Below are 25,222 nucleotides of genomic sequence, written 5' to 3' on the forward strand. Positions count from 1 at the left end.
CGAAATCGTCCGAGCGGTCATCATGAGCGAGCACACGCACGTCTCCAGCAGCTACAACCCCGCCGAGGTCGAGCGGAAGTGGCAGGCGCGCTGGGAGGAACGGGGCACCAACGCGTGGACCGACGAGGCCCTGCGCACGGCGAAGCGCCCTTTCTACAACCTGATGATGTTCCCCTACCCGTCGGCCGAGGGGCTGCACGTGGGGAACATCTACGCCTTCACGGGCGCCGACATCTACGGGCGCTTCAAGCGGATGCAGGGCTTCGACGTGTTCGAGCCGATCGGCTTCGACGCGTTCGGCATCCACTCCGAGAACTTCGCGCTCAAGCAGGGGATCCACCCGGGCGAGCTGATCCCCAGGAACGTGGAGCGCTTCACCCGGCAGCTGCGCCGGGTGGGGCTCATGTACGACTGGAACCACACGGTGAACACCACCGACCCGGCGTACTACCGCTGGACGCAGTGGATCTTCCTGCAGCTGTACAAGCACGGGCTGGCCGAGAAGAAGGAGGCGCCGGTCAACTGGTGCCCCTCGTGCAACACCGTGCTGGCCAACGAGCAGGTGGTGGGCGGCGAGTGCGAGCGCTGCGGCACGCCGGTGGAGATGCGCTTCCTGTCGCAGTGGTTCTTCCGCATCACCGACTACGTGGCGAAGCTGCTCGACAACCTGCGCTGGATCGACTGGTCGGAGAGCACCAGGAAGGCGCAGGAGAACTGGATCGGGAAGAGCGAGGGGGCCGAGATCCGCTTCCCCGTGGTGCAGCGGCCCGGCGCGGCCGAGCCGCTGGCCGTCAGCGTGTTCACCACCCGGCCCGACACGCTCTTCGGGGCCACCTACATGGTGCTGGCCCCCGAGCACCCGCTGGTGGAGCGCATCACCCCGGACGAGCGCCGCGCCGAGGTGGACGAGTACCGCCGCGCCGTGGCCGCGCAGGACCTGGTGACGCGCAGGAAGACCGACGACCGCACCAAGACCGGGGTCGACACCGGGGCGCGGGCGCTCAACCCGCTCTCCGGCGAGGAGATCCCGGTGTGGATCGCCGACTACGTGCTGATGGAGTACGGCACCGGCGCCATCATGGCCGTGCCCGGGCACGACGAGCGCGACTTCGAGTTCGCGAGCAAGTTCGGCCTCACGATCCGCCGCGTGATCGCCGCGGAGGGGGAGGACGCGGACACGCCGCTGGAGGCGGCGTACACGGGCCCCGGGCGGCTGGTGAACTCCGGCCGCTTCAACGGGCTCACCGTGGAAGACGGGAAGCAGGCGATCACCATGCAGTTGGCCGAGAGCGGGAGCGGCACGCCGCGGGTGAACTACCGCCTGCACGACTGGACGATCAGCCGGCAGCGCTACTGGGGACCGCCGATCCCGATCCTCTACTGCGACCGGTGCGGCACCGTCCCCGTCCCCGAGGACCAGCTCCCGGTGCTGCTGCCGCAGATCGAGGACTTCAAGCCCGACGCGAGCGGCGTCTCCCCCCTGGCGCGGCACGAGGAGTGGTACCTGACGGAGTGCCCCTCGTGCGGGGGGAAGGCGCGGCGCGAGACCGACGTCAGCGACACGTTCCTGGACAGCGCCTGGTACTTCCTGCGCTACCCGTCGGCCAACGACGCCGAGGTGCCGTTCGACCCGCAGGTGACGCGGCACTGGCTGCCCGTGAACAGCTACATCGGCGGCAACGAGCACGCGGTGCTGCACCTGCTGTACGCGCGCTTCGTGACCATGGCGCTCAAGGACATGGGGCACGTGGACTTCGAGGAGCCCTTCACGCGCTTCCGGGCCCACGGGCTGATCGTGAAGGAGGGCGCCAAGATGAGCAAGTCGCGCGGCAACGTGGTGGTGCCCGACGAGTACATCGCCGAGTGGGGCGCCGACACCATCCGCATGTACCTGATGTTCCTGGGCCCGTACCAGGAGGGCGGCGACTTCCGCGACAGCGGGATCAGCGGCCCCTTCAACTTCCTGAACCGCCTGTGGGACGCCGCGCTCTCGGCGAAGGAGCGCGAGATCGACCCCGCCGTCGAGCAGAAGCTGCACGCCACGGTGAAGAAGGTGACGGAGGACCTGGAGGCGCTCTCGTACAACACCGCCGTGGCGGCGATGATGGAGTACCTGAACGTGGTGCGCGCGGGCGGCCGCACCCCCGAGCGGGCGGCCGTTGAGCCGCTCGCGCGGCTGGTGGCCCCGTTCGCGCCGCACCTGGCCGAGGAGCTGTGGGAGCGCCTGGGCGGGAAGGGCTCCGTGTTCGACGGCGCGCGCTGGCCGGAGTTCGACCCGGCCAAGGCGGTGGCCGAGACGGTGGAGCTCGTGGTGCAGGTCAACGGCAAGGTGCGCGCGCGCCTGCCGATGGCCCGCGGCATCGCCGAGGACGCCGCCCGCGAGGCCGCCCTGGCCGACGAGAACGTGCGCAAGTTCCTGGACGGGAAGCAGGTGCGGAAGACCGTCTTCGTCCCCGACCGCCTGATCAACCTCGTCGTCGGCTGACAGTCGAGCGTTATCCTGGATGTGCACGAGCCCCGGCGCGGGAAACCGCGCCGGGGCTCTTCGCATATATCAAAATACGACAACGACTTGTCTCACGCAGAGTCAGCAGAGTTAGCAGAGAAACCCCTCTGTTGACTCTGCTGACTCTGCGTGAGGCCCTGCTGTTTTCCGATCCGGTATCATCTCGAGCCGACAATGATACCAGATTGCCGAGCATTGTTCTGGTTCCGAACAGATTGGAATCACACAGAGGACACAGAGAACACAGAGGAACTGAAGACGCGATTGAAGTTTCTCTGTGTCCTCTGTGTCCTCTGTGTGATGCTCTATCAGAAAGCTGTACCCGAACGATGCTCTGCAAAGTGGTATTACTTCGCGGCCGCGAGGATGGCGGTCATGTCCTCGGGGGTGAAGTGGTAGGCCTCGTTGCAGAAGTGGCAGACCACCTCGGTGTAGGGCTCCTCTTCCTCCTCGATGATCCGCCGCACCTCGGCCTCGCCCAGGCTCACGATGGCGCGCTCGAACCGCTCGCGCGAGCACGGGCAGCGGAACGCCACGGGGTAGCGGTCCAGCAGCTCGAAGCCCTCGGGGAAGATGCGCTCCAGCACGCCCTCGGGGGTGGTGCCCTCCTGGATCAGCCGGGTGGGGTGCGGCAGCGCGGCGACGCGCCGCTCGATGGCCGCCACCTCGTCTTCCTCGACCCCGGGGAGGAGCTGCACCAGGTAGCCGCCGGCGGCGTCGACGGTGCCCTCAGGGATCACGAACACGCCCACGCCCACGGCGGAGGGGGTCTGCTCGCTCTTGCCCAGGTAGTAGGCCAGGTCGTCGCCGATCTCGCCGGAGACGAGCTCGACGGTGCCCTGGTAGGTGTCGCGCATCCCCAGGTCGCGGGTGACGGAGAGGTAGCCGCTGGTCCCCACCACGCCGGACACGTTCAGCTTGCCGTTCCGGCTCTCGGCGTGCACGCGCGGCCGGCTCACCAGGCCGCGCACCTCGCCGCGGCCGTTGGCGGTCACCAGCAGGCGGCCGGCGGGGCCGTCGCCCTTGACCTCGACGGAGAGCGCCTGCTCGTCTTCCTTGAGCGACGCGGCGGCCAGCAGCAGCGCGCCCATGGCGGTGCGGCCCAGCGCGGCGCTCACGGCGGGGTAGGTGCCGTGGCGGCGCTGCAGCTCGGCCACCACGCCGGTGGCCCGCATCGCGAACGCGCGGACGCGGCCGTCCAGGGCCGTGGCGCGCACCATGTAATCGCCGTTCAGCATCATCGTCGGTTCCTCGCAAAAGAAGCCGCGGCCGGTGCTTGCGGCCGCGGCGCGTCGTGCTTTCCGGTACAATCTTGTACCCGCGAGGTTCCGCGGGACGGGGGATGAACAACGGCGAACGAAGCAGGCAGGCGCCGGTGCCGCTGCCGCGCCCGACCCACGGTGCGGGGTGAGAAGATTCTTCGGCCCTGCCGTCGCTCGTGCGGATGCCGGTCGGGTGCGGCCGGGCCTCAGAATGACAGCGACCAGCCGGTTTTCCGGACTTGATTCAGCCGATCGGCAGGGTGAGGCGGGCGACGCAGCCGCGGGCGGCGGGGCGGTTCTCGAGGGTGAGGGTGCCGCCGTGGTTCTCGGCGATCTGGCGGGAGAGCACCAGGCCGATCCCCGTGCCGTTGGGCTTGGTGGTGAAGAAGGGGACGAAGAGGTTGGCCGTCTCCGGCAGCCCCGGCCCGTCGTCTTCCACCCACACCTCGACCGTGGACCCGTTGCGCGACCAGCCCACGCGCACGCCGCCGCCGGTCTCCAGCGCGGCGTCGGCGGCGTTGCGCAGCAGGTTGATCAGCAGCTGGTCGAGCTGGTCGGGGTCGGCGTGGATCGCCACGTCGGCGCCGGGGACCACGCGCACGGGAAGCCGCGTCTCCAGCTCGGCGGTCTGCCGCACCCAGTCGCCCACGCTCAGCGGCTGGCGCGAGGGCGGGGGGAGGCGCGCCAGGCGGGCGTACTCGGCCATGAAGCGGCTGAGCGCGCGCGAGCGCCCGCCGATCACCCCCAGGCCGTGGCGCAGGTCGTCGGCCAGGTCGGGCGGGGGCGGGTCCTTGGCGGCCAGGCGCTGCAGCGTCCCGGCGATGGACTGGATGGGGGCCAGCGAGTTGTTGATCTCGTGCGAGAGGACGCGGATCAGCCGCTGCCAGGCCTGGCGCTCTTCCTCGCGCAGCGCGCGGGAGAGGTCGGAGATCACCAGCAGCTCGTGGGGGCGCCCGCCCAGGCGGAAGGGATCGCGGCGCACCTCCCAGCGGCCGCTCCCGCCGGGGAAGGCGTGGTCGACGGTGCGCGGGGTCTCGCCGCGCAGGCAGAAGTCGAGCCCCATTTCGTCGGCGGTGCCGCCCTGGAGGCGCTCGGGGGTGCTCTCCAGCAGCCGCGCGCCGGCGCGGTTCACCAGCCTGAGCCGCTGCTCGCCGTCGAAGGCGAAGACGGCGACGTCGATCTCCTCCATCACCTTCCGGAGCAGCGCGGTGGCCTCCATGGCGCCCACGCGCTGCTCGCGCAGGATCTCGCCCAGCGCGTTGGCCTCCAGCATGGCCAGCCCCAGCGCGTCGTCGTGGCCGCTGCCGCGGGCGCGCAGCGAGAAGTCGCCCTCGCGCAGCGCCCCCAGCAGGTTGGACAGCGTCTGCAGCGGCCGGATCACCTTCTCGCGCAGGGCGAAGGTGAAGCCGAGCCACGCAGAGACCACGAAGAGGGTGAGCGTCCACTGGGTGCGCGCGGCGAAGTCGCCGGTCCAGAGCAGGAGCATCCCCAGCAGCGTCCCCGGCAGGCCGGTGAGGAAGCAGAGCCGCAGCACCTGCTGCTCGTGGCGGGGCGGCTGCCTGCGGCGGCGCGGGGTCACGGGGCGCTCGCCATGGTGAGCGCCGGCAGGAACGCGATCCCTTCCGGCAGGCCGTGGCGCGGGCGCGGCCGGGGATGCCCCCTCCCCGGCCCTCCCCCGCTGCGCGGGAGAGGGGGAACGACGGTGCGGCGGGAGAGGATGGTGCGGGGCAGCGGTCCTCGTGGCGTGGTAAGTATGGTCCTCGCTCGTGCCTCGCCCGGAATGGCAGACGTCTGCTTCCGCATTCCGGTCGACTCCGTCACAGGCCGTACCGCTCCAGGCGGCGGTAGAGGGCGCTGCGGCTGAGGCCCAGCGCCTCGGCGGCGTGGCTCACGTTGCCGTTGAAGCGCGCCAGGGCCTTCCTGATCAGCAGGCGCTCGGCGTCTTCCAGCGACATCTCCTCCAGCGACGCGGCGGAGGGGGCGCGCGACTGGAGGGTGAGGTCTTCGGCGGTGATGGTGGGGCCGGCGGCCAGGAGGACGGAGCGCTCGATGGCGTGCTCCAGCTCGCGGACGTTGCCGGGCCAGGCGTAGGCCAGCATGGCCTGCATGGCGTCGGGGTCGAAGCCGGTGAGGTCCTTCCGGTACTGCGCGGCCTGGCGCCGGAGGAAGTGCATCGCCAGGAGCGGCACGTCCTCGCGGCGCTCGCGTAAGGAGGGGAGGTGGATCTCCACCGTGTTCAGCCGGAAGAGGAGGTCCTCGCGGAAGCGGCCCTCGGCCACGGCCTGGCGGATGTCGATGTTGGTGGCCGACAGCACGCGCACGTTCACCCGGCGCGTCTTGCTGGAGCCCACGCGCTGGAACTCGCCGGTCTGCAGCACGCGCAGGAGCTTGGCCTGCTGCTCGGGGGGCATGGTGCCGATCTCGTCCAGGAAGAGCGTCCCCCCGTCGGCCAGCTCGAAGGCCCCCACGCGGTCGGTGCGCGCGTCGGTGAAGGCGCCCTTCACGTGCCCGAACAGCTCGCTCTCGAACACGCCCTCGGCGATGGCGCCGGCGTTGACCGTCACCAGCGGGCGGGAGGCGCGCTGGCTGGAGGCGTGCAGCCAGCGCGCGACCACGTCCTTCCCCGTGCCGTGCTCGCCGGTGATGAGCACGTGCGCGTCGGAGGGGCCCACGCGCTCCATCAGCCGCAGCATCGGCTGCATGGCGCGCGACTGGGCGATCATGTGCGGAAGGCCGTCGCTCCGGAGCCGGCGGTTCTCCTGCTCCAGCCGCTGGCTCTGGCGCAGCGCCCGCGCCAGCTCCACCTGCCCGTTGATGGTGGCCAGCAGCCGCGCGTCGTCCCACGGCTTCTCGACGTAGTCGCGCGCGCCGCGGCGCATGGCCTCGACGGCGCCCTCCACGCTCCCCCAGGCGGTCATCACGATCACCGGCAGGGTGGAGTCGGCGGCCTGGATCTGCTGGATGAGGTCGAGCCCCTCGCGGCCCGAGGTGGTGTCGCGGGTGTAGTTGAGGTCCATCAGCACCACGTCCAGGTCCTTTTCGCGGACCGTGTCGAGGATGCCGGCGGGCGAGGTGGCGGTCTCGAGCTGGTAGCCCTCGCCCTTGAGCAGGAGCCGGAGCGCCTCGAGGACGTCGAGCTGGTCGTCGGCGACCAGGATGCGGGGCGGGGGGATGATCTTCATCGAACCGTGCCGGTGTCCTGAAGCGTGTGCGGAAGATTGTAGCGGGCGAGAGGCTCCGTGGGGAGAGGCCCCTCGCCCGCCGAAGCAACGACGACGGCAACTTCACCGCGCCCGAGCTGGCATCGGCGCGGCGGCGGGGCGCCCCCTCTCCCCGGCCCTCTCCCCCGCTGCGCGGGAGAAAGGGTGCACATACCGCGGGGCGGGTTTCCGCGCCGGGTGCACGCTCCCGTGCAGCCTGCTCCGCCCCGGAGACGACCTCGCCCCGAAGCGCGGACCCTCGCCCTTCTACCTCCCCCGGGACGGGGGAGGTGGCGACGCGGTAGCGGCGCCGGAGGGGGCCTCCTACTCCGCCCGGAGCGCCACCATCGGGTCCACGCGGGTGGCGCGGCGGGCGGGTAGCAGGCACGCCACCACGGCCACGCCGCCGATCACCAGCGCCACGGCGGCGAAGGTGGCCGGGTCCGCCGCGCCGACGCCGAAGAGGAGGCCGGAGACCAGCTTCCCGGCCGCCAATGCCCCGGCGAGCCCCGCCGCGAGCCCCACCGCCACCGGCCGCATCCCCTGGCGCACCACCAGCCGCACCAGCTGCCGCCGCCCGGCGCCCAGGGCCACGCGGATCCCCAGTTCGCGGGTGCGGCGGGCGATGCCGTACGCCAGCACGCCGTAGATCCCCACCGCCCCCAGCAACAGCGCCAGCGCCGCGAAGCCGCCCAGCAGGAGCGCGCGGAAGCGCGGCTGGCCGGCGGTGCGCGCCACCACGTCGTCCATCGTGCGCACCTGGCTCACCGGGATGGCGCGGTCCACCGACCACACCGCCCGGCGCGCGGGGCCCGCCAGCGCGCGCGGGTCGCCGCGGGTGCGCAGCAGGAGCGTGCCGTCGTTTCCGCTCCAGGCGGCGCGGCGGCGCGGGACGTACAGGGTGGGCTCGGGCGCGCGGTCCAGCGCGAAGTGCCGCACGTCGCCCACCACGCCCACGATCTCCCAGGTGACGTCCTGCAGGGTGATGCGCCTGCCCACCGGGTCCTCGCCGGGGAAGAAGCGGCGCGCCATCGCCCGGTCGACCACCGCCTCGGCCGGGCCCTCGGAGGCGGGGCGGTCGGAGAAGCCCCGCCCGCGCAGCACGGGGACGCCCAGGGCGCGGAAGAAGCCGGGGTCGGCGGCGCGCGTCTCCACCATCGGCTCGCTGCCGGGGGCGGGCGCGGGCCGCCCCTCGACGGTGAACGACATCCCGTTGAAGCTGCCCGACATGGGGAGGATGTCGGCGAAGCCCACGCTCTCCACCCCGGGGAGCGCCGCCAGCCGCGCCTGGAGGGCGCGGTAGACCTGGTCGAGCTTCTCCTGGTTGTCGTAGGCGGCGGCCGAGGGGCTCACGGTGAAGGTGAGCACGCCGTCGCTCCGCACCCCGGAGTCGACGCCCTGCAGCGCCCAGAGCGAGCGCAGGAGGAGCCCGGCCGCGACCAGGAGCGTGGCCGAGAGCGCCACCTCGGCCGCCACCAGCGCCTCGCGGGTGCGCCGCGCGCCGCGTCCGGCGCTGCCGCGGCTCCCCTCCTTGAGCGCGGCGTGCAGGTCCACCGCCGTGGCCTGCAGCGCCGGCGCCAGGCCGAAGAGGAGCCCGGTGAGGAGCGACGCGGCCACCGAGAAGAGGAGGACGCGCCCGTCCACGCGCACCTGCGCCGCGCGGGCGAGCTCGCTCCCGCCCAGCGCCGCCAGCGGCTCGGCGGCCCAGTAGGCCAGCACCACGCCGGCCGCGCCGCCCAGCGCCGAGAGGGCCAGGCTCTCGGTGACGAGCTGGCGGACCACGCGGCGGCGGGTGGCGCCCAGCGCCGTACGCACGGCGATCTCGCGCTCGCGGCCGGCGGCGCGCGCCAGCAGCAGGCTGGCCACGTTGGCGCACGCCACCAGCAGCACCACGCCGGCGGCGGCCAGCAGCACCAGGAGCGCGGGGCGCACCGGGGCCACGATCTCGTCCTGGAGCGTCACCAGCCGCACGCTCCGCCCCCGGTTGTCTTCGGGGTACTGCGCCTCCAGCCGTCGGGCCAGCGCCTGGACCTCGGCCGCGGCGCGCTCCAGCGTCACGCCGGGCCTGAGCCGCGCCACCGCCGTGAACGCGTGCCCGCTGCGGGACGACTGCTCGGGGTTGAAGTAGGCGGGGGTGACGCGCCAGAGCGCCGGCTGCCGCTCGGCGTCGTCGGAGAGGTCCGGGTCCTCGAAGTCGGGCGGGGCGACGCCCACCACCGTGTACGAGGTGCCGTTGAGGAGGATCGGCCGGCTGACGAGCCCGCGGTCGCCGCCGAAGCGCTGCATCCAGAGCGCGTGGCTGAGGACGACGGCCGGGTCGTGGCCGGGCCGGTCCTCGTCGGGCCGGAAGAAGCGCCCCGCCGCGGGCCGCACCCCCAGCACGCGGAAGAAGGGGCTGGTGACCGACGCCCCGGCCAGCCGCTCCGGCTCGCCGGGGCCGGTGAGCGTGGGCGACCACTCGTCGTACGCGGCGACCTCCTCGAACACGGTGGCCTGGGCGCGGATGTCCATCACGTCCGGGTACGAGACCGTGCCGAACGCCGTCTCGCCGTCCGTGGTCCCCAGCAGGCGCACCACGCGCCCCGGCTCGTCGTACGGGAGGGGGCGCAGCAGCACGCCGTTGACCGCGCTGAAGATGGCCGCGTTGGCGCCGATCCCCAGCGCCAGCGTGAGCACCGCCACGGCCGTGAAGCCGGGCGACTGCCGCAGCGTGCGGAAGGTGTAGCGGAGGTCCTGGAGGAGCGTGTCCATGGGTCGATTCGTCGCGAGGACGGGTGTTTATCAACGATGTCGATTTGCTGCGACCGGCTTCGGCGCGGCGGCGGGCGGGGCGCCCCCTCTCCCCGGCCCTCTCCCCCGCTGCGCGGGAGAAAGGGTGCACTTACCGCGAGGCAGGCTTTCCGCGCGCTCGCGAGAATACTCCGCCCTGGAGACGGTCTCGCCTGAAGCGCGGATCTCACCCTGCCACCTCCCCTGGCACGGGGGAGGTGGCGACGCGGTAGTGGCGCCGGAGGGGGCAGCGGAGCCGGCGCATCGAGCGGAAAATCCGGATCCGCGACGTCCCCGCTGGCTGTCCCCTGTCCCCTGTCCCCTGTCCCCTGCCGTTTCCCTACTCCGTCCGGAGCGCCACGGCCGGGTCCACGCGGGCGGCGCGGCGCGCGGGGAGGACGCTGGCGGCCACGGCGACGGCGGCGATCAGGAGCGCCACGCCCACGTAGGTGGGCGGGTCGGCGGCGCCCAGGCCGTAGAGCAGGCCCGTCAGCAGGCGGGAGAGCGCCAGCGCGCCCAGGGTCCCCAGCGCCACGCCCGCGCCCACCAGCACCAGCCCCTCACGCACCACCATGCGCAGCACGTCGGCCGCGCGCGCGCCCAGCGCCATGCGGATGCCGATCTCGCGGGTGCGCTGCGCCACCGTGTACGAGGCCACGCCGTAGATCCCCACCGCCGCCAGCACCAGCGCCGAGAGCGCGAAGACGGAGATCAGCAGCAGGCTGAACTGCCGCTGGGCCATGGCGGAGGAGACCACCTGCTCCATGGTGCGCACCTTGGCCAGCGGGATGTCGCGGTCGATGGCGCGCACCTCGGCGCGGACGGCGCCGGCCAGGCGCAGCGGGTCGCCGTCGGCGCGCACCACCGCGTAGTTGGCGGTGAAGGGCCGCTGCAGGAAGGGGAGGTAGATCTGCGGCTCGCCCTCCAGGTGCAGCCCCCCGGAGCGCACGTGCCCCACCACCCCGACGACCGTCGCGAACACCGAGTCGGGCCGCCCCGCGACGCTGATCTGCTTTCCGATTGGGTCCTGCCCCGGCCAGTACTTCTCCGCCAGCCAGCGGTCGACCACCACCACCTCGGGCGCCCCCGCGCGGTCGGCCATGGTGAAGTCTCTCCCGGCGCCCAGCGGGATCCCCATCGCCCGGAAGTAGCCGGGGGTGACCGCGGCGTACTCGGCGTGCGGGTAGTTGCCGCCCGGGGGCACCGGCTGCTCCTTCACCATGAACGAGCCGCCCCACCCGTCGCCCGAGAGCGGGAGCGGGCGCACCACCGCGGCGGTGCGCACCCCGGGGAGCGTGGAGACGCGGGCCAGCATCTCCTCGTAGAACGCCGTCTGCTTGGCCGGCTCGTCGTACTTGGCGAAGGGGAGACCCACCTGGAAGGTGAGCACGCCCTGCGTCCGGAAGCCGGGGTCGGTGCCCAGCAGCGCCGCGAAGCTGCGCAGCAGGAGCCCCGCGCCCACCAGGACGACCACCGCAAGCGCCACCTCGGCCGCCACGATCAGGGAGCGCGCGCGCCGCCGCGACGGGTCGGCCGTGCCGCGCGCGCCCGCCGCGAGCGCGGCCGGGGCGCCGCCGCGGGCCAGGGCCAGCGCGGGGGCCAGCCCGAAGAGGACGGCCGTGAGCAGCGACACCCCCAGCGCGAAGGCGCCCACGCGCGGGTCCACCGTGGCCGCCTCCAGCCGCGGGATGCTCTGCGGGCCGGTGCGCGCCAGCGTGGCCACGCCCCAGGCGGCCAGCAGCACCCCCAGCGAGCCGCCGGCGAGCGCCAGCACCAGGCTCTCGGTGAAGAGCTGGCGCACCAGGCGGCCGCGCCCGGCGCCCAGCGCGGCGCGCACGGCCACCTCGCGGCGGCGCGCGGCCGAGCGGGCCAGGAGGAGGTTGGCCACGTTGGCGCAGGCGATCAGCAGCACCAGCCCCACCGCGCCCGCCAGCACCAGGAGCGCGGGGCGCACCTCGCCCACGTACTCCTCGCCGAGCGGCACGGCCACGGGCGCCCACCCCTTCGCCTCGGAGTAGCGGTCGGGGTCGGCGGTCTTGAAGCCCGCCGCCAGGCCGCGCAGGTCGGCCCGCAGCCGCTCGGGCGTCGTCCCCTGGCGGAGGCGGCCGACCACGCGCAGGTACTGGTTGCCGCGGTCGTCCGCCTCCTGCTCCCAGGCGCGCGGCACCCACAGGTCGGCGCGCTCGGGGAAGAGGAGCCCGGGCGCGTCGGGGAAGCGCACGCCCCGCGGCATGATCCCGATCACCGTGTAGGTCTGGTCGTTGAGCCGCACGGCGCTCCCCAGCACCGCCGGGTCGGCGCCGAAGCTGCGGCGCCAGAGCTCGTCGGAGAGCACCACCACCTCGCGGTTGCCCTCCACCCCCTCGCCCGGGGCGAAGGCGCGCCCGCGCGCGGGGGCCACGCCCAGCACGGAGAAGAGGTTGGGAGAGACCCGGTAGCCGCGGACGCGCTCCGGCTCGCCGCGCCCGGTGAGGTTCACCCCCCAGTCGGTGACGGCGGCCACCCCCTCGAACTCGCGCAGCATCCGGCGCTGGTCGGCGAACTCGGGAGGCGAGATCGCGCCCTTCGAGAGCCCCTCGGCGTAGCGGTTCCAGAAGACCACCAGCCGGTCGGGGTCGCGGAACGGCAGCGAGCGCAGCAGCACCGCCTCGACCACGCTGAAGACGGCGGTGTTGGCGCCGATCCCCAGCGCCAGCGTGAGCACCGCCACGGCCGTGAAGCCGGGGCTCTTGCGCAGCGTGCGCAGCGCGTAGCGGAGGTCCTGCAGCAGCGTGTCCATAGGATGCCTCGTGGGCGAGGACGAACGGTGGCTTCGGTCGATGTCGATCCGCTGCGACGGGCGCCGGCGCGGCGGCGGGCGGGCGCCCCCTCTCCCCGGCCCTCTCCCCCGCTGCGCGGGAGAAAGGGTGCACATACCGCGGGGGCAGGCTTTCCGCGCGGGAGGCGGATCAGTCGCCAGCCCGCCGGCTGTCCCCTGCTGCTCCCTACTCCGCCTTGAGCGCCACCACCGGGTCCACGCGCGCGGCGCGGCGGGCGGGGAAGTACGCGGCCAGCGCGGCCACCCCCGCCAGGAGCGCCGCCACCGCGGCCAGGGCGGGCGCCTCCACCGGGCTCAGGCCGTAGAGCACCCCGGCCATGAGGCGCCCCACCCCCGCCGCCAGCACCAGCCCCACGGCAATCCCCATGAGCGCCAGCCGCACCCCGCGCCGGACGAAGAGCGAGACCACGTCGCCCCGCCGCGCGCCCAGCGCGATGCGCACCCCGATCTCGCGCGTGCGCTGCGTGACCGCGAACGCCATCACCCCGTAGATCCCCGCCGCCGCCAGCAGGAGCGCCAGCGCGCCGAAGAGCCCGATCATCCGCGAGGTGGCGCGGATGTCGGACATGCTCTGGCGCCGGTAGCCGGCCAGCGTGCGCACCTCCTCCACCGGCAGGTCGGGGTCGAGGGCGCGCACCTCGCGCCGGAGCGCCGCCGCCAGCGGGCGCGCGTCGCCCGCCGTGCCCACCAGCAGCGCCAGGTGCTTCTGGCCGGGCCGCTGCGCGAGCGGGAGGTACACCGCCGGCTTGGCGCTCTCGTAGACCGCCGAGAGCACCGCCTCGCGCGCCACGCCGACCACGGTGACCACGCCGTCGTTCACGCGCAGCTCCCGCCCGAGCGGGTCCGCCCCCGGCCACGCCTGCCGGGCGAGCGCCTCGCTCACGACCGCCACCGGCGGCGCGCCGGGCGCGTCCTGCGGCGCGAAGCCGCGCCCCCGGGCAAGCGGGATCCCCACCGTGCGGAGGTAGTCGGGACCCACCGTGTAGAGCAGCGCCTCCAGCCCGTGCTCCTCGCCCTCGCGCGCCGGCCGGGCGCCCGGGAACACCTCCGCCCCCTCGCGGCGCCCGCCCATCGGCACCGAGGTGGCGAAGGCGACGCCGCGCACCCCGGGGAGCCCCTCGGCGCGCGCCGCCAGCGCGTCGGTGAACGCGCGGGCGCGGGCGTCGGAGTACCCCTGCCGCCCCAGGTCGAAGGAGACGGCCAGCACGCGGTCCGAGGCGTCGTAGCCCACGTCCACCCGCGCCTCGGCGGCCAGGCTGCGCAGGAAGAGCCCCGAGGCCGCCAGCAGCACCAGCGAGAGCGCCACCTGCGCCGCCACGAAGCGCCCCTGCAGCCGGGCGCGGCGCGGGTCCGGCCCGGCGGCGCCGTCCTTGAGCGCCTCCACCACGTCGGCGCGCGTGGCGTCGAGCGCCGGCACCAGCCCGAAGAGCACCCCCGTGGCCCCCGCCGCGGCCGCGCAGAAGGCCAGCACCCTGAGGTCGGGGGAGAGGTCCAGCGGCGGCAGGGTGACCGACGCGGCGAGCGCGTCCAGCCCCCAGGCGGCGGCCACCAGCCCGGCGGCGCACGCCAGCGCGGCCAGCAGCACGCTCTCGGTGAGGAGCTGGCGGACGATGCGCCCCCGCCCCGCGCCCAGCGACAGCCGCACGCCGATCTCCCGCCGCCGGGCCGCCGCGCGCGCCAGGAGCAGGTTGCTCACGTTGGCGCAGGCGATCAGCAGCACCAGCCCGGTGACCGCGAAGGCGACGGCCGTCACGGGGACCACGCTGCCGAGCGCCCCCGGCGTGAGCCCCGAGCCCGCCGGGAAGGTGCGCGCGGTCACCCCCTTGTGCCCCTCCGGGTCCGCCGCCTCGATCTGCGCCGCCACCACGGCCAGCGCCGCGTCGGCCCGCTCCGGCGTCACCCCGGGCTTCAGGCGGCCGATGGCGTTCAGCCACCAGGTGGTCCGCGCCTCCCGGAAGCCCGAGGTGCCGGGCAGCCCGGGGAGCGCCCGCTCGGCCAGCGACATCGGCAGCCACACCTCGCGCGGCAGGTCGTGGTCGGCCCCGTTGAACCCCGGCGCCGTCACCCCCACCACCGTGGCGGCCAGGCCGTTCATCACCACCCGGCGGCCGACGATGCGCGGGTCGGCCCCGAAGCGGCGCCGCCAGAGCGCGTGGGAGAGCACGGCCACCGGCTCGGAGCCGGGGGCGTCCTCGCCCGCCGCGAAGCCGCGCCCCAGCGCCATCGGCGTCCCCAGCACGGCGAAGTAGCCGCCGCTCACCAGCTGCCCCCGCACCGTCTCGGGCTCGCCGCCGCCCGAGAGCGACACCTCCACGTCGTGGAACGCCGCGACGTCCGACAGCACGTCGCGCGCGCCGCCCTGGTAGTCGCGGAAGTCGGGGTACGACAGCGAGAGCGGGTGTCCCCCTCGCTCGTCCACCGGGGTCACCCACACCAGCCGGTCGGGGTCGGCCACGCCCGGGCGCGGCCGGAAGAGCAGGGCGTCCACCAGCGTGAACAGCGCCGTGTTCGCGCCGATCCCGAGCGCCAGCGTCACCACCGCCAGCAGGGTGAAGCCGGGCGAGCGCGCCAGCTGGCGCAGGGCGTAGCGGAGGTCGTGGAGGAAGGTGTCCATTCGGCGAGTGCGAAAGTGCGAAAGTGCGAAAGTGCGAAAGTGCCCAGTGCCCAGTGCCCAGGGGGCGTAGCGCCGTTCCTGGGCACTGGGCACTAGAACCTGGGCACTCTCATGCGGCTGCCGTCTCGCCCACCATCCAGCCGTCGGCGAGCTCGATGATGCGGTGGCCGTAGGCGGCGTTCGCCTCGGAGTGGGTCACCTGCACGATGGTGGTGCCGTCCGCGTTCAGGCGCCGGAACAGCTCCATGATCTCGCGCCCCTGCGTGGAGTGCAGGTTCCCCGTGGGCTCGTCGGCCAGGATCACCCTGGGGCTGTGGATGATGGCGCGCGCCACGGCCACCAGCTGCTGCTGCCCGCCGGAGAGCTGGGTGGGGTAGAGGTCCTTCTTGGCCACGATCCCGAAGCGGTCGAGCGCGTCGGCCACCATCGCCTCGCGCTCGCGCTTCTTGATGTCACGGTACGAGAGGGGGATGTCGAGGTTCTCGGCCACCGTCAGGTTGTCGAGCAGGTGGTACTGCTGGAAAACGAAGCCGATGTTCTGGTTGCGCAGCGTGTTGCGGTCCTTGCCGCCGAGCTTGTGCACCGGGCGGTCGGCGAACCAGTACTCGCCGCTCCAGGCGCTGTCGAACATCCCCATGATGGAGAGCAGGGTGCTCTTCCCCGCGCCGCTCGGGCCCATCACGGAGACGAACTCGCCGGGGGCGATGTCGAGGTTGATGTTGCGCAGCACCCAGGTGCGCTGGGTCCCGGTGCCGAAGAACTTCTCGAGGTTGCGCAGGCGGATCATTGGCGGGCGGCGGGTTCGGGTGAGGGCGGCACGGGAGGCGTGCGCGGTTCCCGGAGGCGGAGGATGGCGAGCCCCGTGCCGGAGGTTGGGCGGCTCGCAAGCGGATGTATTTCAACCATTTGGAGAATCGCTGGCCGTGGCCGGCTTGTTCGCGCGTGGGATTCGGCGTCCCATAACCGGACAATCCCGGGGCCCGGCCGCTCCCGTCGGGCCCCGGTTGGACCGTAGGTCGGGGGAGACTGCGCCGGCCCACGAGAATCTTGCGCGCTGGACGTGTTGGTTGTAATTTGTTGGTCCATCTTTCCGTGAGGTTTCCATGTACGAGAAGCCGAAGAACGACAGGCGGGTGGTGCGCGAGGCCGCCGCGAAGTACGCGCCCGGCGGCTCCGACGAGGAGTGGATCACCGCCGCCGAGTTCAAGACGCACTGCCTGCGCCTGATCGAGCAGGTGCGGCAGGGGCGCGGCGAGGTGGTGGTCACGCGCTACGGCCGGCCCGTCGCCCGGCTGGTCCCCTACGACCGCAACCCCGTTTCGCTCTTCGGCCACCTCTCCGGCTCCGTGGTCTCCCACGGCGACCTGGTCGCTCCCCTGGACGAGGAGTGGGAGGCGGATGCGTAGCCTCCCCACGCCCCCGCTCCTCCTCGACACGCACGTCTGGATCTGGGTGATGGAGGGCGCCGAGCGCGAGATCGGCCCCGCGGCCCACGCCGCCGTCGAGGAGGCGGGGGCCGACGGGCGCGTGCTGGTCTCCGCCATCTCGGTGTGGGAGGTGGCCATGCTGGAGGCGAAGGGGCGCATCCGCTTCTCGATGGACGTGTCGGAGTGGGTGCGCCGGGCGCTCAACGCCCCCGGCGTGCACTTCACCGGCCTCACCCCCGACGTGGCGGTGGACAGCTCGCGCCTCCCCGAGCCGATCCGCGGCGACCCCGCCGACCGCATCCTGATCGCCACGGCGCGGCGCACGGGGGCCACCCTCGTCACCCGCGACCGCAGGATCGTAGATTACGGGCGCAAGGGGCTGCTGGCGGTGCTCGACGCCACGCCGTAGCCCGCCTTCCTTCCCCGAAGACCGCCACCGCATGCCGGCATCCTCCCGCTCGGCCCTCGTGCTCGGCGCCACCGGGCTGGTGGGCGGGCACTGCCTGGACCTGCTCCTGGCCGACGGCGCCTGGACGAGGGTCGCCACCCTCGGCCGGCGCCCCGCGGCGCGCGAGCACCCGAAGCTGGAGCAGCGCACCGCCGACTTCGACCGCCTGGACGAGCACGCGGACGCCTTCGCCGTGGACGACGTGTTCTGCTGCCTGGGGACCACCATCCGGGCCGCGGGCTCGCGCGAGGCGTTCCGCCGCGTGGACCACGACTACCCGCTGGCCGCCGCCCGGCTGGCGAGCGCGCGGGGGGCGCGGCACTTCCTCCTGGTCACCGCACTGGGGGCGGACCCCGGCTCGCGTGTCTTCTACAACCGGGTGAAGGGCGAGGTGGAGCGCGCGGTGGCGGCGCTGCCGTTCGCGGGCGTCCTGCTGGCGCGCCCCTCGCTGCTGCTGGGCGAGCACTCCGGCCGCCGCCCCGCCGAGGCGCTCGCGCAGAAGGCGGCACCCGTGCTGAACCCGCTCCTGGTCGGCCCGCTGCGCCGCTACCGCGCGCTCCCGGCGGCGGCGGTGGCCGGAGCGCTGGTGCGGCTGGCGCGGGAGGGCGTGGCGGGAGTGCGGGTGGTGGAGTCCGACGAGCTGGCGGCGCTCGGGGCGTGACCCCCGGGCGGCTGCGGGGTACCAGGCGAGAGGGGACGCATGGCGCGGCGGCTTCCAGACGACGATCTTCCGGACGGGGTGGTCCCGCTCCCGCGCGAGGAGGGGCGGCCGCCCGGCGGATGCGGGCTGCGGGGCTGCCTGTACGGGGTGGTGGTGCTCTTCGCGCTCCTCCTGCTCGCGCTGGTGCTGATCGCGCTCCTGCGCCCCTGGCCGCGTCCCGTGGTGCCGTGACGTCCGCGGGGCCCGGTTTTCGCTTCGATCCGAGAGGTCCTGATCCCTTACGCAGGAGCAGTCGTATGGCCCGCAGACTTCGCATCCCGCTGATCGCGCTCTTCGCCGTGCTGGCCGTCGCCGCGTGCACCGGGCGCGGCCGCAACGCGCCCCGCCCGGTCGAGAGGACCACGGTCACCGTGCAGAACCAGTCCTGGCTCGACATGACCGTGTACGTGCTGTACAGCTCGGCCCGCCAGCGGCTGGGCTCGGTGAGCGGCAACAGCACGGGCACCTTCCGCATCCCCGAGAACATGGTGGGGCTCGGGCGCGCGCTGCGCTTCATGGCCGACCCCGTGGGCAGCAGCAACACCGCGCAGAGCTTCGAGATCTTCGTGCACCCGGGCGACAACGTGCGCCTCACCATCCCGGCCACCGTCCGCTGACGCGGGACCGGATCGCCCCGGGCGGAGATGGCGGAGGTCCTCGCGGGCGGTGCCCCGCATTTCCTGGAGACGGGCGCGGCGGCCGCGCCGGGGCGTGACCCGGCGCCGGGCGCGCGCCCGCTCCGTCCCGTCTACCTCCTGGCCGACAGCCGGCTCCTCTTCCCGCACGGGGACGGGGAGCCGCTCCTCGCGCGCGTCCGCCGCCACCTCCCGCCTTCGCCGCGCGCCGCATACGTGGGCGCCTCCAACGGCGACGATCCGGCCTTCTACGGGATCTTCGCCGCCGCGGCGGAGACGGCCGGGATCGCCGCGTGCCGGATGATCCCCTCCGCGCCTTCTTGCGAGGACCGGGCGTTCCTGGAGGCGGCCGACCTGGTGCTCCTGGCCGGCGGCGACGTGGAGCGCGGCTGGCGGACGCTGTCCGTCAACGGGGTGGGCGAGGCGGCCGTGCGGCGCTTCCGGGCGGGCGCGGTGCTCGTGGGCGTCTCCGCCGGCGCGGTGCAGCTCGGCCTGCTGGGCTGGCCGGAGGGCGGCGCGGGCCCCGAGGCGGCCTTCCCCACCTTCGGCCTGGTCCCCTTTGTGGTCTCCGCGCACGACGAGGCGTCGGACTGGAGCGCGCTCCGGCGGATCGTCCGCGCCCGCGGCGGCGGCGTGGAGGGCCTGGGGGTCCCCGCCGGCGGGGGCGTGGCCGTGCACCCCGACGGCACGCTGGAGGCGCTCCGGCGGCCGGCGTGCCGCGTGGCCCTCTCCGGGGGCGAGGCCGCCGCGTGGCTCCTGGCCCCCGCGGGGTGAGCGGCGTGCGCATCTTCGCCGTCTCGGACCTGCACACCGACTTCCGCGAGAACCGGCGGCTGCTGGAGCGGATCCCCGCCGCGGAGCACCGGGGCGACGCGCTGATCGTGGCCGGCGACGTGGCCGACTCGCTGGAGGTGCTGGCCGAGACGCTCGGTTTCCTGCGCGGCCGCTTCGGCGAGGTGTTCTTCGTCCCCGGCAACCACGAGCTGTGGGTGCGCGGCCGCGAGGGCGACTCGCTGGAGAAGCTCCGCGCCGTCCTCGCGACTTGCGAGGCGGCGGGCGTGCGCACCCGGCCGGCGCGGGCCGGCGGCGCGTGGGTGGTGCCGCTTTTCGCCTGGTACCATGCGGACTTCGACGTGCGCGGCGAGGCGGTGGAGGCCGAGCTGGAGGGGTGGGCCGACACCTACCTCTGCCGCTGGCCGGCGGGGCTGGGGCGCCTGGACCGCCACTTCCTGGCCATGAACGAGCCGCACCTGGTGCGCTACGACGGGCCCGTGGTCTCCTTCTCGCACTTCGTCCCCCGCCCAGACCTGGTGCCCCCGGTGCGCTGGCTGCGCTTCAAGGGGCTGCCGCGCGTGGCCGGCTCCGAGGGGATCGAGGCGCAGGTGCGGCGCCTGGGTGCGGCGGTGCACGTCTACGGGCACACCCACATCGCCGGGGACCGGGTGATCGACGGCGTGCGCTACGTGCAGCACTGGCTCCGCGCGGGCGAGCCTCTCCTCAAGGAGGTGTGGGCCCCCGGCGGGCTCCCGCCCGAGAACGCGCTCCCGCTCTTCTGCTGAGAACGGCGCCCGGCGCGCGGAACGGGGTTTGCATGCTTTATCCGACAAAAATGAGCAGCGCATACGACGACCGCCGCGCCCCCATGGTCCCCGTCTCCTCCGGCTCCGCCGGCGGGAGCGTCCGCGCGCCGGTCTCTCCGTCCTCGTCCGTCCAGACGCTGGACGGGGTGGAGCTGCCCGCCGCGGTCTTCACCAGCGACCCGCGGCTCAAGGCGGCGTTCATGCGCCTGGCGCCGAGCGAGGTGGCGTTCTTCGTCGCCCGCCCCGCCGCCGAGGTGGTCCGCATCTGCGCCGCGCTCACCGGCGTGGCTCCGCAGGTGCGGGCGATGCGGGACCGCTACTTCGACACGGCGGACCGCCGCCTGTTCGCGCGCGGCGTTTCGGTCCGGCTGCGCCATTACACCCGGCACACCCGGCCGCTGACCTTCGAGGTCATTGCCGTCTCGTGGCGCGGCGCGCGCGGCGAAGGGCCCCTGTACGCGCGCACCAACCGCGTTCTGGTGCAGACCTTCGAGCGCAGCGACGCCCCGGCGATGGCGGCTCTGCTGGCCCAGTACCGGCGCGCGGGGCTGGTGGAGGTGATGAGGATCAAGAAGAGGCGCACCGGGTTCGAGCTGCTCCCGGTGCTCGCCGAGTGCGAGGAGCGCGGGAGCCTGGCCGGGGTCGACGCCCGGCCAATCGAGCGGCTCGACGCGCTTCGGGTCACCGACCAGGGCTTGCGAGTGCTGGTGGACGAGCTGCACGGCGTCCCCTTCCCCGAGCCCACGATCGTCGAGGTGGAGTACGACCAGGCGCACGCCGGCGCGGCCGCCCGGCTGGTAGAGCAGCTGCGGAGCGCGCTCGGGCCCGACTGCCTGCGCCCCAAGGAACTCAACAAGATCGCCTATCTGCGGCGGAGCCTCTCCGCCCGCGTCCGGCGAGGAGAGAGGAGGATGAGCGAGATCGACATCGGCCCCGACATCGACCCGGGGGCGCGCTTCGACCCGGGCCAGCAGCTCCGCATCCGACCGGAGTGGTACCGCCGGGCGCGGCCCGTGCACCGCCGGGCACGCGTGGTCACGCCCGGGCGGTTGCACTTCCAGGTGATCGACTTCAACAAGATGCGGCCGGTGACCCCCGGCGCCGGCGGCATCGGCACCTCCACCACCACCGCCTGCAGCGAGGTGGAGATCACGGTGGGCGAGGGGGGCGGCGGCCCGGCGAGCGTGCCCACGGCCGAGCACCTGATTCGGCTCTTCACCCGCCTGGTCGGCTATGAGGGCGGCGACCTGCACGTGTCGGTGCCGGCGCGGATCGAGCACGTGCACTCGGGCTACGGCTCGAACGTCACCTTCAACACGGGGGTGCTGGCCGGGCTCAACGCCGTCTTCGGCACTCCGTTCTCCGTTCCCGAGATGTGGGACATCCTCACCCAGAACTTCGTGGAGAACTCCGACGACGAGGCCGGGAAGCTCTTCTGGGGCGTCGACACCGGCGTGGGCGAGGCGGCGGTCCTCTACGGCGGCATCGTCTGGGTCGACGAGCACGCGCGCTACATCGGCAGCGCCGACGCCGACGGGCTGTGGCTGCTGACGGCGAAGGGCGACACCCGCACCTTCGGGAACGAGAAGCTGCGCGAGTTCGGCAAGTCCATCGAGCGCGGCGTGGGCGACCTGGACGAGTTCGACGTCACGCAGGGGGTCACCTTCGACTACCAGGCCGAATACGGCGAGCGCCTGCTGGACTTCCTGGAGCGGCGGATGAAGCCGTACCTGCTGCGCAACGACGCGCGCGGAATGCTGGAGCAGGGGTGGGAGCTGAATGAGGTGGGCAGCGTGGTGGTGCTGGGGACCATCTGGAAGGCGGACGTGCTCGATGCCATCCTGCGCACGGTGCGCGAGGCGGGCGGGATCTATTCCACCATGAGCTCGTCGGGGCCGTCGGTGTTCGCCGTGTGCGACAGCGAGGCGGCCGCGCACCGGGTGCGCGAGGCGCTGGAGCCGCGCTTCCCCGAGTACCTCTCCAACTACGCCGTGGGGCGCGCGGGGACGCGGCTCCGGGTGGAGATCGATCCGGCGTAGACGGCATCCGGGCCGGGGCCTCGCCCCCGCCCGGCGCTTCCTGGTCCGCGCGGCGAGCCCCGCCTCAGGGGAACTCGCCGCGCAGCATCCTCTCGATCAGCTCGTGCACGCGCAGGCTCGCGTCGCCGGATGCCTCGGAGGGCTGAGGCTCCGGGCGCGGGGGACCCCACTCCAGCAGGCGGGCGACGGTGAACTGCGAGACCACCTTGTGGAAGCGCGCGGCGAAGCCCGGGTCGGCCGCGATCTTCTGGTCGAGGGCGGTGAGCGGGATGCGGAACACCACCGACTCGGTCGCGGCTCGCACGCTGGAGTACGGGAGCTGCTTGGAGACGTACGACATCTCCCCCACGATCTCGCCCGGCCCCAGCTGGTGCACCTCCGACATGTCGCGCTTCCGCGAGGTCACCACGAAAGCCCCTTTCAGCACGATGTACAGGTCGCGCACGGGCTGGCCCTCGTGGATGATCGCCTCGCCCGGCCGCACCTGGCGCTTTTCGCCCACGGCGTAGGCCCAGGCCATGTCCTCGTCCGAAAAGTCGCCCATGTAGGGCGGTACCTGCGGTACCTTGCTCAACTCTCAGGCTCCTGCGGGGTACGGCGAAGGATGCAAGCAGAGACGCTGCAAAATGTTCGGCCGTCACAGCGAGGGCTGGAGAAAACTGGACGGTTGCGGCCCTGGAGGGACAGTAACGTCCGGTGCGGTGCCAGTCAACTATTTACAAAACTATCGTTTTCTTTTTGGCTCGTCGCACGGCGCGGAGCGTGCACGCCCGGCGCTCCGGGTGCGCGGGGACGAGACCGAGCGGAGGGGAAGGAGTGGCGCGGACGAGAGGCGGGGCGGGGCCGGAGTCCGGCGCGGTGCGGCGGCTGGACTCGCTGGCGTACCTGCTGGACGACTCGATCCCGATCCCGGGGACGGGGCGGCGCTTCGGGCTGGACGCGGTGATCGGGCTGATCCCCGGCCTGGGCGACGCGGCGGGGTCGCTGCTGTCGGCGTACATCGTGGTGGAGGCGGCGCGGCTGGGGGCGCCCTTCCCCGTGCTGCTGCGGATGGTGCTGAACGTGGGGATCGAGGCGCTGGTGGGCGCCGTTCCCTTCGCGGGCGACCTGTTCGACGCCTGGTGGAAGGCGAACGACCGCAACGTGCGCCTGCTGCGCCAGAGCGTCGTGGCGCCCGACTCGGCCCGCCGCTCCAGCGCCGCGGTGCTGCTGGTGGTCGTGCTCCTGCTCGTGCTGGTGCTGGGCGGGGTCGGCGTTCTCGCGTTCTTCGCCCTGCGCGCGATCCTGCGGGAGGGGGCGTTCTAGATTGCGAGTGCCCAGGGCCCAGTCCCCAGTGCCCAGGAACGACGCTGCAGTTCCTGGCACCGGGCACTAGGGACTGGGCACTCGCCGTCCCAGCGCCTCCGCCTCCTCGATCCCCCAGATCCGCGCGGTGCCGATCTCCAGGCAGTTGCCGGCGGGGTCGCGGAAGTAGAGCGAGCGGCCGCCCTTCGGCCAGGTGAGCTCCGTCTCGATCTCCACGCCGTGCGCGCGCAGGTGGCCGCGCCAGGCGTCGATCTCGGCCTCGGGCACGGCGAAGCAGACGTGGCCCGGCCCCGCGGCCCCGTGCGTGGGGACGCCGGCGTCCGCCTCGCGCGTCTTCTCCGGGTTGAAGACCAGGAAGACGCGGCCGCCGCAGCGGAAGAAGACGTGCCGCCCCTCCACCCCCGCGATCCGCTCCAGCCCGAGGACGGTCGTGTAGAAGCGCTCCGCCGCCTCCAGGTCGCCCGCGTACAGGCAGGTCTCCAGCACCTCGCCGACGCGCATCGGCACCTCCGGTCGATTCGGCTCCCCCGCGCCGGGCGGGTGAACCCGCGGCAACAACGGCGAAAAGCCTGCCTGCGCAGGCTCCATCCGTCTGGACGCGGCTGCGGTGCTTACGGTAACCCTCGATGCGGGTCATTCCGGGGGGCCCGGAGCACCGGGGAATTTCCCCACGCCGGACCCAGCCCGAAAGGCTTCCCGTCGTTCCAGCGGGCGTCTTCAGGCGCTCGCACGCCGGCGCTCGCTCGCGCGGGCGCCCGCCGCCGCAGGCTCAGGGCTCGCGGAAGATGGCCGTCATCGGCTTGCCGTCGGCGCCGATGCGGCCGCGGTACATGCCGGCGGAGTTGAAGGTGAGCGTCCAGTTCCCCTGCCGGTCCATGGCGATGATCCCGCCGTCGCCGCCCTGCGCCACCAGCTGGCGCATGACGATGGAGTCGGCCGCGGCCTGGAGCGAGAGCCCCCCGTACTCCACCAGCGCGCAGATGGAGTGCGCCACGGTGTTGCGGATGAAGAACTCGCCGTGGCCGGTGGCCGAGACGGCGCACGAGCGGTTGTTGGCGTAGGTGCCGGCGCCGATGATCGGCACGTCGCCCACGCGGCCCCAGCGCTTCATCATCATCCCGCCGGTGGAGGTGCCGGCCGCCAGGTTGCCGCTCCGGTCGAGAGCCACCGCCCCCACCGTGCCGAACTTGCGCTCGTCGGGGACCGCGTACGCGCCGCGGGCGCGCCGGGCGCTGTCGGCGCGCAGGCTGTCCTGCATCCGCATCCGCTCCCACGAGCGGCGGCGCGAGGCGGTGATGAAGTAGTCGGGCGAGACCAGCTCGATCCCCTGCTCCCGGGCGAACGACTCGGCCCCGTCGCCGATCATCATCACGTGCGGGGAGCGCTCCATCACCGCGCGCGCCAGGTCGATCGGGTTCTTCACCCGGTGCAGCCCGGCCACCGAGCCGGCCCGCAGCGTGGCGCCGTCCATCATGGCGGCATCAAGCTCGGCGCGCCCGTCGGCGGTGAGGACGGCGCCCTTGCCGGCGTTGAAGAGCGAGTCGTCCTCCAGCACGTTGATGGCGGCTTCCACGGCGTCCAGGCTGGGCCCGCCGCGCTGCAGCACCGCGTAGCCCGCCATGAGCGCGCGGGTGAGCCCCGCGCGGTAGGCGGCCTCGCGCTCGGGGGTCAGGTCCTCGCGGCGGATGGTCCCCGCGCCGCCGTGGATCACCATCCCCCAGCGCTCCTGCGCGGCGGGCGCCGCCGCGGAGCTCGGCGCGGGAGACGGACCCTCGTCGGCGGGGTCGGAGGTGGCGGCCGAGCCGGGCGCGCACGCGACGAGCGCGGCCAGGGCGAGCAGGGGAAGGAGGGCGGCGTCAGGGGTGCGGCGCAGTCGCATGGCTGGTTCGGGGCTGAGGTCGTCGCCGGGCTACGGGCGC

General features: G+C 73.6%; 20 protein-coding genes. 10 read left to right on the forward strand and 10 right to left on the reverse strand.

Annotated elements, in window-relative coordinates:
• The first annotated feature begins 22 nt into the window (after positions 1–22).
• Entirely contained in the window at positions 23–2,485 is a 2,463-nt protein-coding gene (gene leuS / locus VF746_19620; protein ID HEX8694643.1) for a leucine--tRNA ligase, read from the forward strand.
• A 368-nt stretch (positions 2,486–2,853) separates the two neighbouring features.
• Here leuS and hslO read toward each other — a convergent pair whose 3' ends face one another.
• The 7 genes from hslO to VF746_19655 all read right to left on the reverse strand — a co-directional run bounded on the left by hslO (position 2,854) and on the right by VF746_19655 (position 15,956).
• Positions 2,854–3,747, reverse strand: coding sequence for an Hsp33 family molecular chaperone HslO (hslO, locus tag VF746_19625; GenBank protein HEX8694644.1), 894 nt, complete (start codon positions 3,745–3,747; stop codon positions 2,854–2,856).
• A gap of 265 nt (positions 3,748–4,012) precedes the next feature.
• Positions 4,013–5,347, reverse strand: a complete 1,335-nt coding sequence (locus tag VF746_19630; GenBank protein HEX8694645.1) for an ATP-binding protein — start codon at positions 5,345–5,347, stop codon at positions 4,013–4,015.
• Between the two features lie 238 nt (positions 5,348–5,585).
• Positions 5,586–6,950: a sigma-54 dependent transcriptional regulator gene (locus VF746_19635; GenBank protein ID HEX8694646.1), complete on the reverse strand. Its 1,365-nt coding sequence runs from the start codon at positions 6,948–6,950 to the stop codon at positions 5,586–5,588.
• Between the two features lie 342 nt (positions 6,951–7,292).
• Positions 7,293–9,719: an ABC transporter permease gene (locus tag VF746_19640; protein HEX8694647.1), complete on the reverse strand. Its 2,427-nt coding sequence runs from the start codon at positions 9,717–9,719 to the stop codon at positions 7,293–7,295.
• Positions 9,720–10,077: 358 nt separating this feature from the next.
• Positions 10,078–12,516, reverse strand: coding sequence for an ABC transporter permease (locus tag VF746_19645; protein ID HEX8694648.1), 2,439 nt, complete (start codon positions 12,514–12,516; stop codon positions 10,078–10,080).
• Between the two features lie 205 nt (positions 12,517–12,721).
• Positions 12,722–15,169, reverse strand: a complete 2,448-nt coding sequence (locus VF746_19650; GenBank protein HEX8694649.1) for an ABC transporter permease — start codon at positions 15,167–15,169, stop codon at positions 12,722–12,724.
• A 109-nt stretch (positions 15,170–15,278) separates the two neighbouring features.
• Positions 15,279–15,956 carry an ABC transporter ATP-binding protein gene (locus tag VF746_19655; GenBank protein HEX8694650.1) on the reverse strand — a complete coding sequence of 226 codons (678 nt, stop codon included), beginning with the start codon at positions 15,954–15,956 and terminating at the stop codon, positions 15,279–15,281.
• A 316-nt stretch (positions 15,957–16,272) separates the two neighbouring features.
• Between VF746_19655 and VF746_19660 the strand changes: the two genes are divergently transcribed.
• From VF746_19660 to VF746_19695, 8 genes are all read left to right on the forward strand, one after another.
• A complete protein-coding gene (locus VF746_19660) occupies positions 16,273–16,575 on the forward strand; it encodes a type II toxin-antitoxin system prevent-host-death family antitoxin (protein HEX8694651.1) in 303 nt (100 codons plus the stop codon).
• Positions 16,568–17,005 (forward strand): type II toxin-antitoxin system VapC family toxin, encoded by a 438-nt coding sequence (locus VF746_19665; GenBank protein ID HEX8694652.1) that lies wholly within the window; start codon positions 16,568–16,570, stop codon positions 17,003–17,005. Before VF746_19660 ends, VF746_19665 begins: the two co-directional genes overlap by 8 nt.
• A 31-nt stretch (positions 17,006–17,036) precedes the next feature.
• Positions 17,037–17,705 (forward strand): NAD(P)H-binding protein, encoded by a 669-nt coding sequence (locus VF746_19670; protein HEX8694653.1) that lies wholly within the window; start codon positions 17,037–17,039, stop codon positions 17,703–17,705.
• 39 nt (positions 17,706–17,744) lie between these two features.
• Positions 17,745–17,936, forward strand: coding sequence for a hypothetical protein (locus tag VF746_19675; GenBank protein HEX8694654.1), 192 nt, complete (start codon positions 17,745–17,747; stop codon positions 17,934–17,936).
• A gap of 65 nt (positions 17,937–18,001) precedes the next feature.
• The gene (locus tag VF746_19680) at positions 18,002–18,361 is read left to right on the forward strand and encodes a hypothetical protein (protein ID HEX8694655.1); all 360 of its coding nucleotides are present in this window, start codon (positions 18,002–18,004) and stop codon (positions 18,359–18,361) included.
• Positions 18,362–18,388: 27 nt separating this feature from the next.
• Complete coding sequence (locus VF746_19685; GenBank protein ID HEX8694656.1) at positions 18,389–19,153, forward strand: Type 1 glutamine amidotransferase-like domain-containing protein; 765 nt, start codon at positions 18,389–18,391, stop codon at positions 19,151–19,153.
• The gene (locus tag VF746_19690; protein ID HEX8694657.1) at positions 19,129–19,938 is read left to right on the forward strand and encodes a metallophosphoesterase; all 810 of its coding nucleotides are present in this window, start codon (positions 19,129–19,131) and stop codon (positions 19,936–19,938) included. Before VF746_19685 ends, VF746_19690 begins: the two co-directional genes overlap by 25 nt.
• 50 nt (positions 19,939–19,988) lie before the next feature.
• Positions 19,989–21,998 carry a CYTH domain-containing protein gene (locus VF746_19695; protein ID HEX8694658.1) on the forward strand — a complete coding sequence of 670 codons (2,010 nt, stop codon included), beginning with the start codon at positions 19,989–19,991 and terminating at the stop codon, positions 21,996–21,998.
• Between the two features lie 64 nt (positions 21,999–22,062).
• On the opposite strand, the gene VF746_19700 is transcribed toward VF746_19695, so the two are convergent.
• Positions 22,063–22,572: a cyclic nucleotide-binding domain-containing protein gene (locus VF746_19700; protein ID HEX8694659.1), complete on the reverse strand. Its 510-nt coding sequence runs from the start codon at positions 22,570–22,572 to the stop codon at positions 22,063–22,065.
• A 242-nt stretch (positions 22,573–22,814) separates the two neighbouring features.
• Between VF746_19700 and VF746_19705 the strand changes: the two genes are divergently transcribed.
• On the forward strand, positions 22,815–23,303 hold the full coding sequence (locus tag VF746_19705) for a DUF4112 domain-containing protein (protein ID HEX8694660.1): 489 nt from the start codon (positions 22,815–22,817) through the stop codon (positions 23,301–23,303).
• Between the two features lie 66 nt (positions 23,304–23,369).
• On the opposite strand, the gene VF746_19710 is transcribed toward VF746_19705, so the two are convergent.
• Complete coding sequence (locus VF746_19710; protein ID HEX8694661.1) at positions 23,370–23,804, reverse strand: VOC family protein; 435 nt, start codon at positions 23,802–23,804, stop codon at positions 23,370–23,372.
• A 268-nt stretch (positions 23,805–24,072) separates the two neighbouring features.
• The gene (locus tag VF746_19715; protein HEX8694662.1) at positions 24,073–25,182 is read right to left on the reverse strand and encodes an isoaspartyl peptidase/L-asparaginase; all 1,110 of its coding nucleotides are present in this window, start codon (positions 25,180–25,182) and stop codon (positions 24,073–24,075) included.
• Between the last annotated feature and the right edge of the window lie 40 nt (positions 25,183–25,222).

The sequence above is a fragment of the Longimicrobium sp. genome (assembly GCA_036389795.1).
GTDB lineage: Bacteria > Gemmatimonadota > Gemmatimonadetes > Longimicrobiales > Longimicrobiaceae > Longimicrobium.

Excerpts from the sequence above, each read along its gene's own strand:
- leuS (HEX8694643.1), top strand. The coding sequence starts at position 23 with ATGAGCGAGCACACGCACGTCTCCAGCAGCTACAACCCCGCCGAGGTC.
- hslO (HEX8694644.1), bottom strand. The coding sequence starts at position 3,747 with ATGATGCTGAACGGCGATTACATGGTGCGCGCCACGGCCCTGGACGGC.
- VF746_19635 (HEX8694646.1), bottom strand. The coding sequence starts at position 6,950 with ATGAAGATCATCCCCCCGCCCCGCATCCTGGTCGCCGACGACCAGCTC.
- VF746_19640 (HEX8694647.1), bottom strand. The coding sequence starts at position 9,719 with ATGGACACGCTCCTCCAGGACCTCCGCTACACCTTCCGCACGCTGCGG.
- VF746_19645 (HEX8694648.1), bottom strand. The coding sequence starts at position 12,516 with ATGGACACGCTGCTGCAGGACCTCCGCTACGCGCTGCGCACGCTGCGC.
- VF746_19650 (HEX8694649.1), bottom strand. The coding sequence starts at position 15,169 with ATGGACACCTTCCTCCACGACCTCCGCTACGCCCTGCGCCAGCTGGCG.
- VF746_19655 (HEX8694650.1), bottom strand. The coding sequence starts at position 15,956 with ATGATCCGCCTGCGCAACCTCGAGAAGTTCTTCGGCACCGGGACCCAG.
- VF746_19660 (HEX8694651.1), top strand. The coding sequence starts at position 16,273 with ATGTACGAGAAGCCGAAGAACGACAGGCGGGTGGTGCGCGAGGCCGCC.
- VF746_19665 (HEX8694652.1), top strand. The coding sequence starts at position 16,568 with ATGCGTAGCCTCCCCACGCCCCCGCTCCTCCTCGACACGCACGTCTGG.
- VF746_19670 (HEX8694653.1), top strand. The coding sequence starts at position 17,037 with ATGCCGGCATCCTCCCGCTCGGCCCTCGTGCTCGGCGCCACCGGGCTG.
- VF746_19675 (HEX8694654.1), top strand. The coding sequence starts at position 17,745 with ATGGCGCGGCGGCTTCCAGACGACGATCTTCCGGACGGGGTGGTCCCG.
- VF746_19680 (HEX8694655.1), top strand. The coding sequence starts at position 18,002 with ATGGCCCGCAGACTTCGCATCCCGCTGATCGCGCTCTTCGCCGTGCTG.
- VF746_19685 (HEX8694656.1), top strand. The coding sequence starts at position 18,389 with ATGGCGGAGGTCCTCGCGGGCGGTGCCCCGCATTTCCTGGAGACGGGC.
- VF746_19695 (HEX8694658.1), top strand. The coding sequence starts at position 19,989 with ATGAGCAGCGCATACGACGACCGCCGCGCCCCCATGGTCCCCGTCTCC.
- VF746_19710 (HEX8694661.1), bottom strand. The coding sequence starts at position 23,804 with ATGCGCGTCGGCGAGGTGCTGGAGACCTGCCTGTACGCGGGCGACCTG.
- VF746_19715 (HEX8694662.1), bottom strand. The coding sequence starts at position 25,182 with ATGCGACTGCGCCGCACCCCTGACGCCGCCCTCCTTCCCCTGCTCGCC.